Here is a 16,094-nt window from a genome sequence, read left to right as displayed (position 1 = left end):
CGGGCGGATGCGGAAAGAGGTTGCCAAGCGCGGGCGCATTTGGCACTGCCAAGCCAAAAACAGCGAGGCAGCCATGGATCTATTGCCCATCCGCAGGGCCATCCTCTCCGTCACCGACAAGTCCGGCCTGGCCGAATTCGCCGCGTTCCTTCACGCCAACGGCGTGGAGCTCGTCTCCACGGGCGGCACCAAGAAGGCCATGACCGACGCCGGGCTTCCGGTCACCGCCGTGGACCAGGTCACGGGATTCCCCGAGATGCTGGGCGGGCGCGTGAAAACCCTGCACCCCCACATCCACGCGGGCATCCTGGCCGACAAGGACGACCCCGCGCACATGGAGACGCTCGGGAAGTTCGGCCTTACGCCCTTCGACCTGATCTGCGTCAACCTCTACGATTTCGCCAAGGCCGCCGCGGCCAAGGCCTCGGCCCGCGACGCCGTGGAGCAGATCGACATCGGCGGCCCCACCATGCTTCGCGCCTCGGCCAAGAACTACCACTCCGTTCTAGTGGTTCCCTCGCCCGCGCACTACGGCCGCGTCCAGGCGGAGCTCGAAGCCAACGCCATGAAGGCCCCGCTGGCCCTGCGCCGCGACATGGCTCTCGAGACCTTCGCGGCCACCTCGGCCTACGACGCCATGATCCGCGACTACCTGTCCCAGGTCTAGGCGCGCCGCCACCTTACAGCACCCCGCCGCGCCAGGCCCATGCCCGGCGCGGCGGACCTCCACCCGGGAGACCCGCCATAGCAAGCAAAGTCCAAGGAAACACGGAAGGATTGAAGCCCAGCCAGCTCAAGGCCCTGGAGCGCCTCTACACTAGGCGCTACCCGTCCTCGGGCGGCTACACGCCCGACCAGGCCCGCGAACTGGCCGCCATCTCCCACGGGGTGGGCCGCCAGGTGGGCCTGCTCGTCGACCGCAAGGGCCGCCCGGAGATGGTCATCGTGGGCGAGCCCCACTCCGTCCTCATCCCTGAGTTGCCCAGATCGCGCGAGGGTTCGGGCCGCTTGCGCGGGCTGCGCCTTTTGCACACCCACCTGCACGACGCCGGGCTCGACCAGGAAGACCTGACGGACATGCTTTTCCTGCGCCTGGACTCGGTCTCGGCGCTCACCGTGGACGACATGGCCCAGCCCGCGCGCCTCCACACCGCGCACCTGACGCCCGACGCCTCCCCCGAGCCCGGGGCCAAGCCTTGGACCGTGCTGTCCCCCGTGCAGTGGGACCGCTCCGAGACGGATTTCGCCGCCGTGACCCAGGCCCTGGAGGACGAGTTCGCCCGCCTGGCCCAGCCCGTGGCGGGCTCCGAGGAGGGCGTGGCCGGGCGCGCCGTGGCGGTCGGGGTGGGCAGCGCGCCCCGGCTGGAGCTGGAGGCCTCCCTGGACGAGCTCGAGGCCCTGGCCAAGACCGCCGGGCTCTCCCTCACCGGCCGGGTGATCCAGCGCGTGCCCCAGGTGAACCCGCGCACCATCATCGGCAAGGGCAAGCTCTCGGAACTGGAGGTCATGGCCCTGTCCTCGGGAGCATCGGTGCTCCTCTTCGACGGCGAATTGACGCCCGCCCAGATGCGCAACCTGGCCGACCTGACCGAGCGCAAGATCCTGGACCGCACCCAGCTCATCCTGGACATCTTCGCCCAGCGGGCCACGTCGCGCTCGGGCAAGCTCCAGGTCGAGATGGCCCAGCTCAAGTACACCCTGCCTAGGCTCGTGGGCAAAAACCCGGCCATGAGCAGGCTCATGGGCGGCATCGGCGGGCGCGGGCCGGGCGAGACCAAGCTGGAGATCGACCGGCGGCGCATCCGCGAGCGCCTCACGCGCATCAAGCGCGAGCTTTCCGAGCTGCGCAAGCAGCGCGCCCAGGTGCGCGACCGCCGGGCCAAGGCCGGGCTGCCCATCGTCTCTCTGGTGGGTTACACCAACGCCGGAAAATCGACGCTTTTAAACACCCTGACCCGCTCCGAGGTGCTGGCCGAGGACAAGCTCTTCGCCACCCTGGACCCGGTCAGCCGCCGCCTGCGCTTCCCCCAGGACCACGAGCTGGTGCTCACCGACACCGTGGGGTTCATCCGCGAGCTGCCCAAGGAACTCAAGGAGGCCTTCCGCGCCACCCTGGAGGAGTTGGAGAGCGCGGACCTGCTCATCCAGGTGGCCGACGCCGGGCATCCGGAGCTCGCGGCCCAGGTGGAGGCCGTGGAGGCCATCCTCAAGGAGATGGAACTGGAGACCGTGCCCAGGCTTCTGGCGCTCAACAAGTGGGAGACCTTGGACGAGGAGCGCAAGGCCTGGGTTTTGGGGCGCTATCCCGAGGGGATACCCATAAGCGCCAAGGAGCGGGCCACGCTCGGGCCGCTGGTGGCCGAGATAATCCACGCCGTGGGCTGGGAAAAAGTTCTTGCCAACCCCGGGGAAACTGGATAGATGCACTCTTCCTCGAGCCGAGGTAGCTCAGTTGGTAGAGCAGGGGACTGAAAATCCCCGTGTCGGCGGTTCAATTCCGTCCCTCGGCACCACGAAAGAACGAAGGCCTTGCGGGTGAAACCGCGAGGCCTTTTTCGTTGCCGGCGCAGATGGTTGCGCCCTACTCCCCTCCTCCCGGGCCGCGCTTCGGATCGAGCATCCAGCCAGTGATGGCCTCCACGGCCTCTTCCTCGATGCCGAGGGAGCCGTGCGGCGGCACGGCCTGGCAGGGCTGCCGAAAGATGCATGGCGAACGTCGTGAAGGATGCCTTGCGGCCCTGGAGGCCATGCTCTCGCATCCCGGCCTGGCGTTTCCGTGCCTGGGAGGGCCTGCCCCGCAAGGACAGGGTTGTCGCTTTCGACCTTCGCCAAGCGTACGTGGCATCGCTTAATGTGCGAGGCCCCCTTTCGGGGGCCTCGCCGTTGATCTTCAGGATGCTTTCACCAGTTTGACGGGCGATTGGTAGAACACCGCGCTCGCTCCGATCTTGTCCACCAGTCCGGTATTCTTCAGCACCGGGTCCAGGCGCATGGCCGCGTTGGCGTGGATGCCCGTCGCGCGTCTGGCGTCCGGGGCGATCTTCTTGCCGTCGATCTCCCACGCGCCCGCCCCGTAGGCCCAGTGGCCGTGGCCCAGGGAGAAGCTGACGACACCCGGGCGAAGGCCTTCGAGCACCTTCACCTTGCCCGCCACCGGCTTCTTGCCCAGCGGACCCAGGTCCCAGACCCCTTCGGGGTTGGAGGCCGAGAGCACCTTGACCGTGTCGCCGTTCTTCAAACCCAGCCGGGCTGCGTCCGCCGCCGAGACCTCCACGAAGTTCTCTGGATACGGGGCCTGGAGCCAGTAGTTGCCCGAGGTGCGGGACTTGGTCTGGGTTATGGCCTTGTAGGTGATGAGCGTCAGGTCGTAGCCGTCCTTGGCGTCCGGCAGGGAATTGCCCGCCACGTCCAGAGGGCCGGGAACAAACCCTGCGAAGGGCAGGTAAGGCTTTCCGGTGATGGAGTCCTTGGCCTTGAAGAGGTTGTCGAAGTAGATGCCCACCATCTTGCCGTACTTGTTGGCCAGTTGCCCGTCCTTGTAGGCCTGGGCGTACTCCTGGAAGCGCCCGCCCTTGTTGAGGATGGTCACCACGCTGGGCCACAGTTCGGGGCCGACCAGCGCCTCCCAGCGCTTGGCGTCGAAAACCGTGGGCGGCAGATGAGCCCGGGCCTTCAGGAATATCTCTGTGTCCTCCTTGGAGGCAGCGGGCAGCTTTTCCGTGCCGTCCGCCTTGTCACCGAAGGCCAGGTTGGCGACCATGCGGATGTACATGTCGTCCTGGTGCTTCAGATGCAGCCCCTTGCCGAAAGCGTCCTCGCCAAAGCCCGACAGCTTGAGCTTCTCGGCCAGCCCCAAAAGCAATGCCTCGAAGTTGATGGGCATCTGCTGCCCGTAGACGGTGCAGGTATCGGTCATGGGCTTGGCTGCGGGCTGGCGGAACGCGCCCACCTTGGGAGCCATGGAGGGATGCGAACCCACGAACTCCCAGCGTTCCAGGTAGGTCAGGTCCGGGAACACATAGTCAGCGTAAATGCTGGTCTCGCCCACGGTGATGTCCGAGGTGATGAACAGCGGTATCTTCCTGGGGTCGGCCAGGATGGCCGCCAGCGCGTGCCCGGCTGGGAGCGAATATACGGGGGTGCCCATGTAGAGCAGCAGGCACTTGAGCTGGTAGGGGTACATGTCCCCAGCGCTGGGGATCACCTCCTGGTAGACGTCCGAGGCGAAGGGGTACCACACGCGCTTGGCCGGGTAGCCGGTGAACAGCGTGGACTTTTCGTAGCTGGTTCCGTGGCGGATGATGGAGATGCCCCAACCGGACATCTTGGCCGGGTGTTTGGTCAGGTTGAAAGGCTGGCCCTCGCGCGAGCCGTCGTGAGTGAAGGTGGTGGCTTTGGACAGGCCACCCATGTAGTCATGGTTGCCGATCAGCACGTTCACCAGCATCCAGGAGACCACGTTCTGGAACCCGGACGTGTGCTGGGACACGCCCCGGTGCAGGTCGCAAACGGCTCGCTTGCCGTGGGAGGTGAACTCCCGGGCGATTTCGGCCAGGTCGGCGGAGTCCACCCCGGCCAGTTTGCACCATTCGTCGAAGCTCTTGGAGTTGGCCTCGTCGGCGTACACCTGAAGGGCCGTCTTGACCTTGATGCCCCCCAACTCGCCTGTGAACAAGAGCTGGCCTTCCGCAGGGGTCTTGTCGTCGTTGGGGTCAAAAATGACGGGCTCGCCCTTGTCGTTGACCGCCACGAAGGGGTCGAAGGCCCATTCGCCCTTGCCGTCCTTGGTGGGTCGCTTCTGGGGCTCCACGCCCAGGTCGGAGCCGCGCAGGAACACGGTGGGCTTGCCCTCGGGCGATAACTTCACCAGCCAGCAGGCCTGGGTCCAGGTGGGCTCGTTGTCCGCCTTGGCCGCGCCCTTGTTGGCGTTGGACAGGTAACGGGCGTCGAAGCGCTTGTTCTCGATGATCCAACGGATCATCGCCTGGGCCAGAGCGCCGATGCCCTCGGGCTTCACGGGCAGCCATTTCCAGGCCCGCGCGGCGGTCTTGGAGCATCGCGGGTCGGCCACGGCGATCTTCACGCCGTCGGCTTGGCTCTGGCTCACCTTGCTGGCTCGTAGCGGCGGCCCGTAGTTGGCCTCGAAGGGGTTCGCCCCCACGAAGAAGATGAACTCCGCGTTGCCGGTGTCGGCCTGCCAGTAGAACTTGGAGCCGCCGGTGAACTTGCCCTCCTCGAACTGGTCGGACATGGCCTTGCAGGAGAAGTACAGCGAGCCCTGGCACACCGTGGTATGGCCGTGGTAATTGTAGGAGCCGCCCGAGAACTCCGTGAAACGACGAACGAACTCGCTGCGCCCGCCCTTGAGGCGTCCCCAGTTCAGGCAGAACTGGTTGTTCTTGACGCCGAAATCAGGATGTTCCGGGTTGATGAGATGCTTGAGGTTGTCCGCGTGCTTGGCTTTGAACTCATCGAGGGTCATCTTCTTGTTGGCGACCTCGCCAGCGTCCTTTTTCAGGGCGTCGGAGATCTTCGGGTCGCGGCAGGTTATGATGTCCTTGAGTCCGTCCACCTTGCCCTCGCCGAAGAGGTCGCCGCCTTCGACGATTTCGGTGACGGCCTGCTCGAAGGGGATGGTCTTCCACTTGTTCTCACCGCGCTTGCCCGCCCTCTTAAGCACCTTCACGATGCGGTAGGGATCGTAGAGGGTCTGAATGCCCGCGTATCCTTTTGGGCAGAGAGGGGCATCGACCAGGGCCGCCTCGGCCATGGAGGTCTTGTAGGGAAGTTGCGGCGTCAGCGTCCACGGCGAGAGCGGGTTGCCATCGATCTTGACCACGTTGCCATTCTCGATCTTCACCTTGATGCCGCACTGGGTGTTGCACTGCTGACAGGCCGAGAAGATCACGCCCTCAGGCTTGTACCCCTGATAGGGGGACTGCGAAGGCTCCGCAGGCGAAGCCGCCTGGGCAAGCCCTTCCCCGGCTGCCAAAGCGCAACCGAGCAGGGCGGAGGATTTCAAGAAGTCTCTGCGGTCCATGGGGTCACCTCCTCAGCGGGCCTGGCTGGGTTGGGGGGCGGTTCCGTAAAGGGCGGGAAACGCGCGCGGGCCGATGACGAAGCCGAACAGTGCCAGACCGCCGACTCCCGCCGCCATGCACCACTCGGCGAGGCTGGGCAGGTAGCTGAGCAGGAGCCTGGGATGCTGCCAGGCGGTTTCCAGCCCGGGAAGCATGGCCACACTCTGGGCCGGGACCACGAAGGCCCAACGCGCCCCGGCAAAGCCCACCAGGATGAGCAGGCAGGCCCAGGCGGCCAGGCCTGGGTTGTTCCGGCATTGAGGCAGCAGGATGAGCGGCAGCACGACACCGGCCGCCACGTGAAGCCCCCAGAAGGCCCAGGAGCCTGGTCCGGACGCCAGGTTGGCCAGGGCCACCATGGTTTCCATGCGTCCGCCCTGCCAGTTGATCCACAGCCAGACGCCTTCCAGGATCGCGAAGCCCACCAGCAGGCGCAGCACAACGCCCGAGAGCAGCACCGCGCCGTCCCAGTCCGTGCGGCTCCACCAGGCCAGGGCGCAGACCAAGGCCCCGCCGCAGAGCAGCGCGGCCGTCACGAAGAGCACCGGCACCACGGGGCCGCTCCACAGGCCGTGTCCCGTGAGCACCGAGAAGAAGAAGCCGTTGGTGAAATAGAAGCACAACCCCACCGGAATGGTCACCCAACTCCAGAAGATCGCCTGCCCCTCGTCGCCCCGGGCGAAGGCCAACGCCTTCAGCAAGGAGACCACGAGCACGGCGCTGAAGAAGACGAACATCCAGAACATCGGGGAGGTGAGGCTGGGCGAGAACACGAAGTTGAACATCCGCTCGAAGCGCCCCAAGTCCGAGGCGATGGCGATGCCCGCGCAGACCTCCGCCACCAGGGCCGTGTAGGTGGCCAGGCCGCCCAGCGGCTTCAGTTGCTTCAGCCCGAACAGCTCAGTGAGGGCCGAGACCAGCAGGCCGCCCGCCGAGAAGCCCACGAACAGAAGATACATCACCACGCCCATGCCCCAAGGCACGTAGGAACCGAGGTTCGTCCCTCCGGCGCGGTGTATGAACACGTCCGCCACGGCGTAGGCCAGGGCGGCCAGCCCGGCGAAGCTCAGATACAGGAGAGGCTTGTTGACGCTTGCTTTCATGGCGTGCCTCCTAGGCCAGGTAGAACACGGCCGGGCGGGTGCCCAGTTCCGGCTTGAGCGTGTAGGCGCGAGGCGATCCGATGAGTTCACTCACCAGGGAGCCCGGGTCGGAGCGGTCCCCGAAGTAGGTGGCCCGGCCGACGCAACTGGTCACGCATGACGGCAGTTGCCCCACGACCAGCCTATGCAGGCAGAAATGGCACTTGCGGGCGTTTCCGATGGGCGATCCCTTGCCGCGTTCACCCCAGTCCCTTCCGTATTCGGGCGCATTCTGCTTCTCGTAGGCGCGGGCGGCGTAGCGTCCCTGCACCTGTCCGGGGGATTCGGCCGTGCGCGAGGTGTAGAAGCCCCCGAAGTCGGCGCAGCGCGCCCCGTAGGGACAGGCGGCGATGCAGTAGCGGCAGCCGATGCAGCGCGTGTAGTCCATGACGGTGACGCCCTGGGCGTTCTTGAAGGTGGCCGTCACCGGGCACACGGAGACGCAGGGCGGGTTTTCGCACTGCATGCAGGGCCGTGGCAGGAAGCGGCGTCCCACGTTGGGGTAGGTTCCGGTCTCCTGCTCGATCACCGGGCGGTAGACCACACCCGGCCCCAGGCGGTTCTCGGAGGTGCAGGCCACGGCGCAGGCGTGGCAACCGATGCACTTGGCCTGGTCGATGACCATGGCCCATTTGACCTGCGCCTTGTCCTTGGCCGATGCCCGCTTGAGTTCGCGGTACATCCTGACCAAGGGGTCTTCGGTAGGCAGACTTCCACTCATGACCTCCCCCCGCGTTTAGGTGGTTGCTCACAATTCCGGTCTGGACAGCAACGGTACTCGCCGAGGGCTGCCAAGTCCTTGCGTGCCGGTTCGATGGTCCGCATGTGCCGCGTCAGGCTGTCCACGATCTCGCGGGCAAGTGGCGGCGCGTCGTCCGCGAGCCGGTAGAAGGCCCACGTCTTGTGTCGGCGGTCGCTGACCAGCCCGGCATTCTTCAAGTGCGCCAAGTGGCGGGAAACGGTGGACTGGGGCATTTCAAGGGCATGGGTCAGGTCGCAGACGCAGAGTTCGCCGTCGGCAAGGAGGTGGACGATGCGCAGGCGTGTTTCGTCACTCAAGGCCCTGAAGAGGCTGGAAAAGGATTTCATGATCCATCACTTAATCCGAATAGCCGGATGAAGGCAAGGGCTTTCGATTTCCAGGGGGGCTCGAGGAGAGAACGAGGGCGAACCGCGGGGCGGGGCGTTGGGATGGCCGGGCACTGCGGCTCCCTGCGAAAGGGCTGAAACGGGCTCTCCCCCTGGGGGGACGCGGCCCCGGCGCTTGCCGCCCGGCTGACTCCCGGCGGGAGGGTCAGGGGGCCTCGGGGTGCTCCTGTCCCATGCACTGGAGCAGGCCCATGCTCCAGAGGCAGTCGCCGCAAGGGATCGTCTCGCCGTAGCAGTCGAACTCGAAATCGGTGGTTTCGATCTCGTCGCAGGGGTAGACGTTGCAGCTGGGGCAATGGGGGTATCCGCCCCCGACCACCCTGGCCCGGAACGCCCTGTAGGCTTCGCTGTTCCAGGTTTCCAGGAGTGAGGCGCCGGGCAGTTGGCCGAAGAAGCGGGGAAACACCTGCTTCCTGTGGCCGTAGAGGTGGCACTCGGAGGAACGCCACAAAAAATGACAAGGGGCCACCTGCCCGTCCCAGGTCACGAAAACGCCTCCCTGCTCCACGCCGAGGCAGGGGCGGCCACCCAGAGGCCGAAGCGGCGGGAGCACCAGGGCGAGTCCCCTTTCCCGGGCCGCGTCCCTGGTCCTGTCGAAGACGTGTTCCGCCTCCTCCAGGTCCTCCCCCGAGAAGAGGTTTGCCACATGGAAGGGTATGTCCTCGCGCATGGCCCTGCCGGTCATTTCCGTGACGAACTCCACGATTCGGCTTTCCTCGGGGCTTTTGTGGAATTTCCACAGCACTTCGAAATACCTGGCCATGTCGATGCCTTCGCGCCGCGCCCGCCCGGCCCACTCCTCGTAGAAGCGAACCGAGTGCTCCGTGCAGGCGGAGAATACCGGCTGGTCCGCCATGGACTCGCCGTAGGGCAGGATGTGCGAGACGACCAGCCGGGAAACCCCTCTTTCGCCAAGCCAGGCCGCCACGGCCGGAAGCTCCCCGAGGGTTTCGCGCATGAGCACGAACTCCGCCCCGACCTCGATCGTGCGCCCCGGAAGCCGGGCGTTGGCCTCCGCCAGGGCGTCCAGGGCCCTGGCCACGTGACCCAGGCTCCCCCCGCCCCGGACGTTGCGGAACTGCTCCGGGGAGGCGGAGTCCACGGAGAGGAACACCTTGTCCAGCCCGGCCTCGGCCAGGGCCACGGCCCGCGCCCTGTCCAGGAGGTGGCCGTTGGTCTGAAAGCCCACCCAGCCCCCGGCGGGCATGAGGTCCTTGGCGCGGTGGACGAACGCCTCCAGGCGCGGGTGCAGGAGCGGTTCACCCACGCCGTTGAGGACAAGGGCCTGAAGGTGGGGAAAGGCCGGGGTGAGGGCCTCGAAGGTCTCCGGGGACATGTCACCCTCGCGCGTGCTCCCCGCGCCGGAATGCTTGACGCACATGGCGCAGCGCAGGTTGCAGCGGGAGGTGACCTCCGCGAAGAGGCGGGAGGGGGCGGGGGCGAGCGCGAGCCCGGTGGGAGGCGTCGAGTATTTGATCACAGCGGGTTCCTCGTGGGTTCTTCTTCTGGGCCGGCTGGACCGGATAACGCTGCGCCGCGCGTCAGGCATGCGCCTCTCTCCTCGTGGGGCCGCCGCACTCTTGCGGGCTGCGGCCGGTCAGATCGTCCGGGAGGAGACCCCTGGGAAGCCGGCTGCGGAAATGACCCGCAACGGCTGTGCGCGCGGTGGCGTACAACGCCTTTTCGACCATCTCAGGCGTCATGTCCACGCCGATCACGCGTCCCGTTTCCCCCACCTGGCGCGGCCAGGAAGCAGTCGAACCCGCCGCCGCTGCCCAGGTCCACCACGACCTCGCCGGGCTTGAGCGCCGCGATGGCCCGGGGATTGCCGCAGCCCCGGCCCATGTTCGCCCCCTCGGGCATGCCCCGGCGTTCCTTCAGAAGGATGCGCATGGAGCGCCCCGCCGGGGGCATCGTCCCGGCGGGGCGTCAGGGGAGGAGTTCAGGAGCGGGCGCAACAAGCCTCGGGAGCGGCTTTGGCTGGCGCGTGGTCACCGAGCCTCGCGGCCATCTGTTCGGCCACGTCGAGGGCAAGCCTCATGATCTCCACTTCGGGCATCTCATCGACGCTGAAGAGGTCGCGATCGAATTCGATGAGGCTGTCGGTGATGACCACATCGGGTTCGAGCCCTTCCAGCACGCCCTGCATCATGCGCGTGGCGCATTTCAGGAAGCATCCCTCCATGGCGACGACCAGGGGGGCGTTGCGGACCAGGCCGCGCTGGCCGGTATCCTTGGTGAAGGCCCCCCCGAGGCAGACGCGTACGGTCTTCCCGGGAAGGAGGGAGTGACAGAGGATGTTGGACGCCTGGCGCGCGATTTCGCCTCGCAAGCAGGACCCCTCGCAGCACATGACCGCCACGGGTTTCGTTGACTGTCGCGCGGAGAAATCCTCGCACAACTGACAGACTCCCGATGGTTTGCGGATGTAGACGGTTTCGTATTCCTTTTTGCAGGCGGCCGTGGCTTCAGGGGCGGACGTTTTTCCGGAACAACTCATGTGAGTCCTCCAAATGGGTTTTGCTCCGATAGACGGGCCAGGATTCCAAAAGGTACACCCCTCGCCCATTTTCTTCGGATTCAGAGGCTCTTGCCCGCAAAGCCCCGCGCTGATAGGGAGCACATCCACACCCGGAGCGCCGACATGCCAGAAGAACTCGACTTCCAGTCTGTCTATGAACGACACGGGGCGGCCATCCTTCGCTTCCTTCGCCGCATGGTGGGAGAGGCGGACGCCGAAGACTTGGCGCAAGTGGTGTTCGAACGTGCCAACCGGTCTCTCAAGGACTTCAGGGGCGATTCGACCGTGGCCACCTGGCTCTACCGCATCGCCACCAACGTGGCGGTGGACCTGTTGCGAAGCCCGGCCTTCAAGCGCAGGGCGGCGTCCCTGGACGAGATCGGCGAGCCGGACGCCTCGGCCTTGGGCGAGCGGCCATCCAACAGCGAGCACCAGGCCATCCGCAACGAAATGAACGCCTGCATCCGGGAAGTGGTGGACGGGCTGCCCGCAAACTACCGGGCCGTATTGATTCTTTCCGACCTTGAAGGATTCACACCTGCCGAACTGGCCTCACGCCTGGGACTCAGCCTGGAAGCGGCGAAAATTCGTCTCCACCGCGCCAGGGCGAGGCTGCGCAAGGCGCTCGAACACGAATGCCGGTTCTACCGGGACGACCTCGGGCAGCTCAACTGCGACCGCAAGCAGGCTGGCGGCCTCTGAATCAGTTTTTTCCCCTCAAGCGTACCTCTTTTCTCCTTCCACTCGTCAATGCATCCAAACAACACTTGGAGGCATACGATGTCAGCTCTCAACTCTCAGGAAACGCTCATTCTCGTTGGCGCGGCCATGGCCGCGGGATGCAGGCCCTGCCTTGACGTGGCGCTCGGACGCGCCCTGGAACTCGGCATTGAACCCCAGGAGCTGGTCCGGGCGCGGGAAATAGGCAGCATGGCCGCCAACCGCGCCAAGGCGGACATGGAGGAACATTCACGGGCCGCGATGGGAGAGTTCCTTCCCCCGGTCGGCGCTTCGGAAAGCCAGCCGACGTGCTCGTGTTCGTCGGGTCCGGCCTGTCAGGGGTAGGTGGAAAAGGAGTGAAATGATGACGCCCCGGATGGTTTGGCCATTCGGGGCGTCTCTTCACCTTGCCGGAGAGAATTCCAGCACGAAACGTTTGATCTCGTCACGCACGCGCCGGTAATGGCCGAACGCCTCCTCTTCGGTGGCCGCATCCTTGGCCAGGGCCGGGGGATCGTCGAACCCGGCGTGGATGCGCTCGGCCTTGCCCGGGAAATACGGGCAGTTCTCTCTCGCGTGTCCGCACAGGGTGACGATGTAATCGAATTCCTGCGTGGGCAGTTCCTCCACGGTCTTGGAGGCATGGCCGGAGATGTCCACCCCGGCTTCGGCCATGGCCTTCACGGCCAAGGGGTTGAGGCCGTGCTTCACCACCCCGGCGGAGTATGCCTCGATGTCGTGAGCCCGCAGGGCGCGGGCGAAACCCTCAGCCATCTGGCTGCGACAGGAGTTGCCCGTGCACAGGAAGAGGACTTTCTTCTTGGGAGTCATGGGAGGAATCCTTCAGGGTTTGCAGGAAACGTGGCAAACGCCGAGCGGCGTCTGCACCGCGTGCGCGAAGAACCTGCGCCTGACCCACAGGGCCACGTTCACCAGGGCGATGAGCACCGGCACTTCCACCAGCGGTCCGATCACGGCCGCGAAGGCCTGTCCCGAATCGATGCCGAACACGGCCACGGCCACGGCGATGGCCAGCTCGAAGTTGTTGGAGGCCGCCGTGAAGGAGAGCGTGGCCGACTGCTCGTAGGTGGCCCCGGCCTTGAAGGAAAGCCAGAAGGACGCCGCGAACATCACCAGGAAGTACACGCACAGGGGGATGGCCACCAGCACCACGTCCAAGGGCAGGCGCACGATGTACTCGCCCTTGAGCGAGAACATCACCAGGATGGTGAACAGGAGCGCCGTGAGCGTGATGGGGCTTATGCGCGGGATGAACTCCTCCTCGTACCACTTCTGGCCCTTGAGCCTGAGCCCGAGGAAGCGCGAGGCCATGCCCGCCAGGAAGGGGATGCCCAGGTAGATGAACACGCTCTCGGCTATCTGGCCCATGGAGATGTCCACGGCGATGCCCTTGAGGCCGAGCAGGCCCGGCAGGAAAGTGATGAACAGCCACGCGTAGACCGAGAAGAACAGCACCTGGAAGATGGAGTTGAAGGCCACGAGGCCCGCGCAATACTCTCGGTCGCCCGAGGCCAGGTCGTTCCAGACGATGACCATGGCGATGCAGCGGGCCAGGCCGATCAGGATGAGCCCCACCATGTACTCGTGATGGCCGGACAGGAAGGAGATGGCCAGGAGGAACATGAGCACCGGCCCGATCAGCCAGTTCTGCGCCAGCGAAAGCCCCAGCACGCGCGTGTCGCGGAAGACCTGGCCGAGCTTTTCGTACTTCACCTTGGCCAGGGGCGGGTACATCATGAGGATGAGCCCGATGGCGATGGGGATGTTGGTGGTCCCCACCTGAAAGAACTCCACCACGCCGCGCACCCCGGGCATGGCCCAGCCGATGAGCACGCCGATGAACATGGCCGCGAAGATCCACAGGGTCAGGTAACGGTCGAGGAACGAGAGTTGTTTCGTGATGCTTTCGGACATGGCTGCCTCCGGCCTGTTCGAGCGTATTCTATTCCGGGTCACACAATGTTAAATCCGTATATCCGGATTTATGCACCAAGAAAAGGCCTGGAGATGAAGTAAACGCCCAGCAGAGCGATCAAACAACCCGCGCCCTTGCGGAACCAGGCCCCCCCGTGGCGCATGGCCCCGTTCTCAAGCCAACGCTGGACCAGGGCGGTTGAGCTTCCGGCGGCAACGATGGGCAGGCAATGCCCCACGGCGAACAGAATGATCAACGCTACGCCCGTCATGACCTTCTGCTGGATGGTGATGATGGCCAGGATCGGAGCGATGAAGCCGAACGTGCAGGAGCCCGACAGCACCCCGTAGGCAAGGCCGAGCAGAAACGCCCCGCCCACGCCTTTGACCTTCATGCGGCCCATCAGCCCCCCCGAAATGGTGCACTTGGCCACGCCGAGCATGTCCAGGGCCACCCAGACCAGGACCGCTCCCACTGCGATCGTCCAGTAAGGGCCTATGTCCCCGAGCATCCGCCCGAGCAGTGAGCAGATCAGGCCGACCGCCGCGATGGTCAGGAAGAGCCCGGACGTGAACGCCAGGGAGTACCTGGCTGCCTCACGCCCCTGGATGAGCCTCCCCTGACCGGCGACGTAACCGACGATGAGCGGGATGGAAGCCAGGTGGCACGGGCTGAAGAGCACGCTCACCACGCCCCAAAGGAAACAGCCCACGGCGGCGATGGCGAAGCTGTCCACCATCCAGGCGTTGATCATGAGAAACAACTGATCGAGCATACGGGGCCGCCTTATTGGGCCAGGAGCTTATCAAGGATTTCGGCGATGGAATTCTTGTCGAAGAAACCCTCGTGACGGAACACTTCCTTGCCCTGACGGTCGTAGAATATCTGCGTGGGAATGGCCCGCAGCCCGTACTTCCTGCTCTGGTCCGGGTTCTCCCAGACGTCGATGAAGATGATGGCCGCCTTGCCCGCGTATTCCTTCTCCACCGCGTCCATGACGGGCATCATCATCTTGCACGGGATGCATGACTTGGCCCCCAGGTCCACCATGGTCACCATGTCCTTTGCCGGTACGTCAGGGAGTTGCGCGCCGAAGGCCATCGAGGCGAGCGCCAGGGCCGCCATGGCTTGAAGCAACATGAAACGCATCGCATTCTCCAGGATTGTGCTGTCAGCCCTGAACCCAGGCGACGATTTCCGCCTTGGAGGGCACCTTGCCCACGCATTTCACTTCCCCGTCAACGGCGACGGCGGGTGTGGAGAACACCCCCATCCGCGCGATCTCCTGGAAATCTGAAACCTTGACCACCGTGGCGTCCACGCCTTTTTCGGCCACCACTTCCCGGACGAGCTTCTCGGCCTCGTGGCATTTCGGGCAACCAGGCCCCAGCACCTTGATCTCCATGACGCTCCTCCAGACCTAAAGGATGATGTTGAACAAATAGCCCACCAACAGGATGCCCAGCCCCACCACGCCCACGAACGCCCCCAGCAGGCGCGGCTTGAGCACCTTGCGCAGGATGATCATCTCCGGCAGCGAGAGCGCGATGACGGCCATCATGAAGGCCAGCACCGTGCCCAGGGCCGCGCCCTTTTCCAGCAGGGCGTGCACCACGGGGATGATCCCGGCCGCGTTGGAATACATGGGGATGCCCAGTGCCACCGCCGCTGGCACGGACCACCACGCTCCGCGTCCCATGATGGAAGCCATGAACCCTTCGGGGACATAGCCGTGAATCCCCGCGCCCACTGCGATGCCAGCGAGCACCCAGGGCCAGGTCTTGCCCACGATGTCCTTGACGGCGGCGAGGCCCGCGCGAATCCTGCCCGCCCAGGTCAGTTCCTCTTCCGGCAGGTCCTGCCCGGCGTGGATGAGGCGCACCCACTCCTCCAGCTGGCCCTCCATCTTCAGCCTGCCGATGACCCAGCCGCTGGCCATGGCCACCAGCAGGCCCGTGACCAGATACAGCCCGGCCACCTTCCAGCCCATGAGACCGTAGAGCAGCACCAGGGCCACCTCGTTGACCATGGGAGCGCTGACCAAAAACGAGAAGGTGACGCCAAGCGGCACCCCTGCGGTGACGAAGCCCACGAAGAGCGGCACGGCGGAACAGGAGCAGAAGGGCGTGACGATGCCCAGCAGTGCGGCGAGCACGTTGCCAAAGAGTTCCCTGCGTCCGGCCAGCAGTTTGCGCGCTGTGGCGGCGGTGAAGAACGAACGGATGATCCCCACGCCGAATACCACCAGCGCGAGCAGCAGGATCACCTTGGGGCCGTCGTAAAGAAAGAAGGCCAGGGCCTTGGCAAAGCTGGCGTCCTTATCGAGCCCCAGAAGATCGTAGGTGACGGCGTTGGCCCAAGGTTCAAGCTGCCGGTAGACCATCACCCAGAGGACAAGGGCCGGGATGCCCAGGGCAATGTGCCTTTTCACGGATTCCCGGTCTGAATTCCGCAGGGGCGCAGCCGATGCCCCGGGTTTCTCTTCGCAACAGCAGCCCTTTCCAACGCCTGCCTCGCCAACGCGCAAATCCCTCAGGTCGTCCATT

General features: G+C 65.3%; 17 protein-coding genes and 1 tRNA gene. 5 read left to right on the top strand and 13 right to left on the bottom strand.

Annotated elements, in window-relative coordinates; genetic code table 11:
* The first annotated feature begins 73 nt into the window (after positions 1–73).
* The 3 genes from ACZ5V4_RS11335 to ACZ5V4_RS11325 all read left to right on the top strand — a co-directional run bounded on the left by ACZ5V4_RS11335 (position 74) and on the right by ACZ5V4_RS11325 (position 2,513).
* On the top strand, positions 74–667 hold the full coding sequence (locus ACZ5V4_RS11335) for an IMP cyclohydrolase (RefSeq protein WP_464314964.1): 594 nt from the start codon (positions 74–76) through the stop codon (positions 665–667).
* Positions 668–777: 110 nt separating this feature from the next.
* Positions 778–2,421, top strand: a complete 1,644-nt coding sequence (gene hflX / locus ACZ5V4_RS11330; protein ID WP_464314963.1) for a GTPase HflX — start codon at positions 778–780, stop codon at positions 2,419–2,421.
* Positions 2,422–2,437: 16 nt separating this feature from the next.
* Positions 2,438–2,513, top strand: a tRNA-Phe gene (locus tag ACZ5V4_RS11325).
* Positions 2,514–2,890: 377 nt separating this feature from the next.
* On the opposite strand, the gene ACZ5V4_RS11320 is transcribed toward ACZ5V4_RS11325, so the two are convergent.
* From ACZ5V4_RS11320 to ACZ5V4_RS11290, 7 genes are all read right to left on the bottom strand, one after another.
* The gene (locus ACZ5V4_RS11320) at positions 2,891–6,040 is read right to left on the bottom strand and encodes a molybdopterin-dependent oxidoreductase (protein WP_464314962.1); all 3,150 of its coding nucleotides are present in this window, start codon (positions 6,038–6,040) and stop codon (positions 2,891–2,893) included.
* 12 nt (positions 6,041–6,052) lie between these two features.
* Positions 6,053–7,183, bottom strand: a complete 1,131-nt coding sequence (nrfD, locus tag ACZ5V4_RS11315) for an NrfD/PsrC family molybdoenzyme membrane anchor subunit (protein WP_464314961.1) — start codon at positions 7,181–7,183, stop codon at positions 6,053–6,055.
* Between the two features lie 10 nt (positions 7,184–7,193).
* On the bottom strand, positions 7,194–7,943 hold the full coding sequence (locus tag ACZ5V4_RS11310) for a 4Fe-4S dicluster domain-containing protein (protein WP_464314960.1): 750 nt from the start codon (positions 7,941–7,943) through the stop codon (positions 7,194–7,196).
* Positions 7,940–8,311, bottom strand: a complete 372-nt coding sequence (locus tag ACZ5V4_RS11305) for an ArsR/SmtB family transcription factor (RefSeq protein ID WP_464314959.1) — start codon at positions 8,309–8,311, stop codon at positions 7,940–7,942. Before ACZ5V4_RS11305 ends, ACZ5V4_RS11310 begins: the two co-directional genes overlap by 4 nt.
* Before the next feature lie 205 nt (positions 8,312–8,516).
* Entirely contained in the window at positions 8,517–9,851 is a 1,335-nt protein-coding gene (locus ACZ5V4_RS11300; RefSeq protein ID WP_464314958.1) for a radical SAM/SPASM family putative metalloenzyme maturase, read from the bottom strand.
* Positions 9,852–10,063: 212 nt separating this feature from the next.
* On the bottom strand, positions 10,064–10,264 hold the full coding sequence (locus ACZ5V4_RS11295; RefSeq protein WP_464314957.1) for a hypothetical protein: 201 nt from the start codon (positions 10,262–10,264) through the stop codon (positions 10,064–10,066).
* Between the two features lie 49 nt (positions 10,265–10,313).
* Positions 10,314–10,724 carry a putative zinc-binding protein gene (locus ACZ5V4_RS11290; protein WP_464317829.1) on the bottom strand — a complete coding sequence of 137 codons (411 nt, stop codon included), beginning with the start codon at positions 10,722–10,724 and terminating at the stop codon, positions 10,314–10,316.
* A 291-nt stretch (positions 10,725–11,015) separates the two neighbouring features.
* Between ACZ5V4_RS11290 and ACZ5V4_RS11285 the strand changes: the two genes are divergently transcribed.
* Both ACZ5V4_RS11285 and ACZ5V4_RS11280 read left to right on the top strand, forming a co-directional pair.
* Positions 11,016–11,594 carry an RNA polymerase sigma factor gene (locus ACZ5V4_RS11285; protein WP_464314956.1) on the top strand — a complete coding sequence of 193 codons (579 nt, stop codon included), beginning with the start codon at positions 11,016–11,018 and terminating at the stop codon, positions 11,592–11,594.
* Between the two features lie 78 nt (positions 11,595–11,672).
* Positions 11,673–11,957: a carboxymuconolactone decarboxylase family protein gene (locus ACZ5V4_RS11280; RefSeq protein ID WP_464314955.1), complete on the top strand. Its 285-nt coding sequence runs from the start codon at positions 11,673–11,675 to the stop codon at positions 11,955–11,957.
* A gap of 57 nt (positions 11,958–12,014) precedes the next feature.
* Here the strand turns inward: ACZ5V4_RS11280 and ACZ5V4_RS11275 are convergent, their stop codons facing one another.
* From ACZ5V4_RS11275 to ACZ5V4_RS11250, 6 genes are all read right to left on the bottom strand, one after another.
* On the bottom strand, positions 12,015–12,443 hold the full coding sequence (locus tag ACZ5V4_RS11275; protein ID WP_464314954.1) for an arsenate reductase ArsC: 429 nt from the start codon (positions 12,441–12,443) through the stop codon (positions 12,015–12,017).
* A 12-nt stretch (positions 12,444–12,455) separates the two neighbouring features.
* Positions 12,456–13,547 (bottom strand): ACR3 family arsenite efflux transporter, encoded by a 1,092-nt coding sequence (gene arsB / locus ACZ5V4_RS11270; protein WP_464314953.1) that lies wholly within the window; start codon positions 13,545–13,547, stop codon positions 12,456–12,458.
* Positions 13,548–13,615: 68 nt separating this feature from the next.
* Entirely contained in the window at positions 13,616–14,323 is a 708-nt protein-coding gene (locus ACZ5V4_RS11265; RefSeq protein ID WP_464314952.1) for a cytochrome c biogenesis CcdA family protein, read from the bottom strand.
* 11 nt (positions 14,324–14,334) lie between these two features.
* Positions 14,335–14,688 carry a thioredoxin family protein gene (locus ACZ5V4_RS11260; RefSeq protein ID WP_464317828.1) on the bottom strand — a complete coding sequence of 118 codons (354 nt, stop codon included), beginning with the start codon at positions 14,686–14,688 and terminating at the stop codon, positions 14,335–14,337.
* Between the two features lie 31 nt (positions 14,689–14,719).
* A complete protein-coding gene (locus ACZ5V4_RS11255; protein WP_464314951.1) occupies positions 14,720–14,953 on the bottom strand; it encodes a thioredoxin family protein in 234 nt (77 codons plus the stop codon).
* A gap of 15 nt (positions 14,954–14,968) precedes the next feature.
* Positions 14,969–16,093 (bottom strand): permease, encoded by a 1,125-nt coding sequence (locus tag ACZ5V4_RS11250; RefSeq protein WP_464314950.1) that lies wholly within the window; start codon positions 16,091–16,093, stop codon positions 14,969–14,971.
* Position 16,094: the final 1 nt, after the last annotated feature.

The organism is Fundidesulfovibrio sp. YSD1, assembly GCF_055397115.1.
Note: the sequence above shows the minus strand (reverse complement) of the source record. Positions and strands in the feature narration are given on the sequence as shown.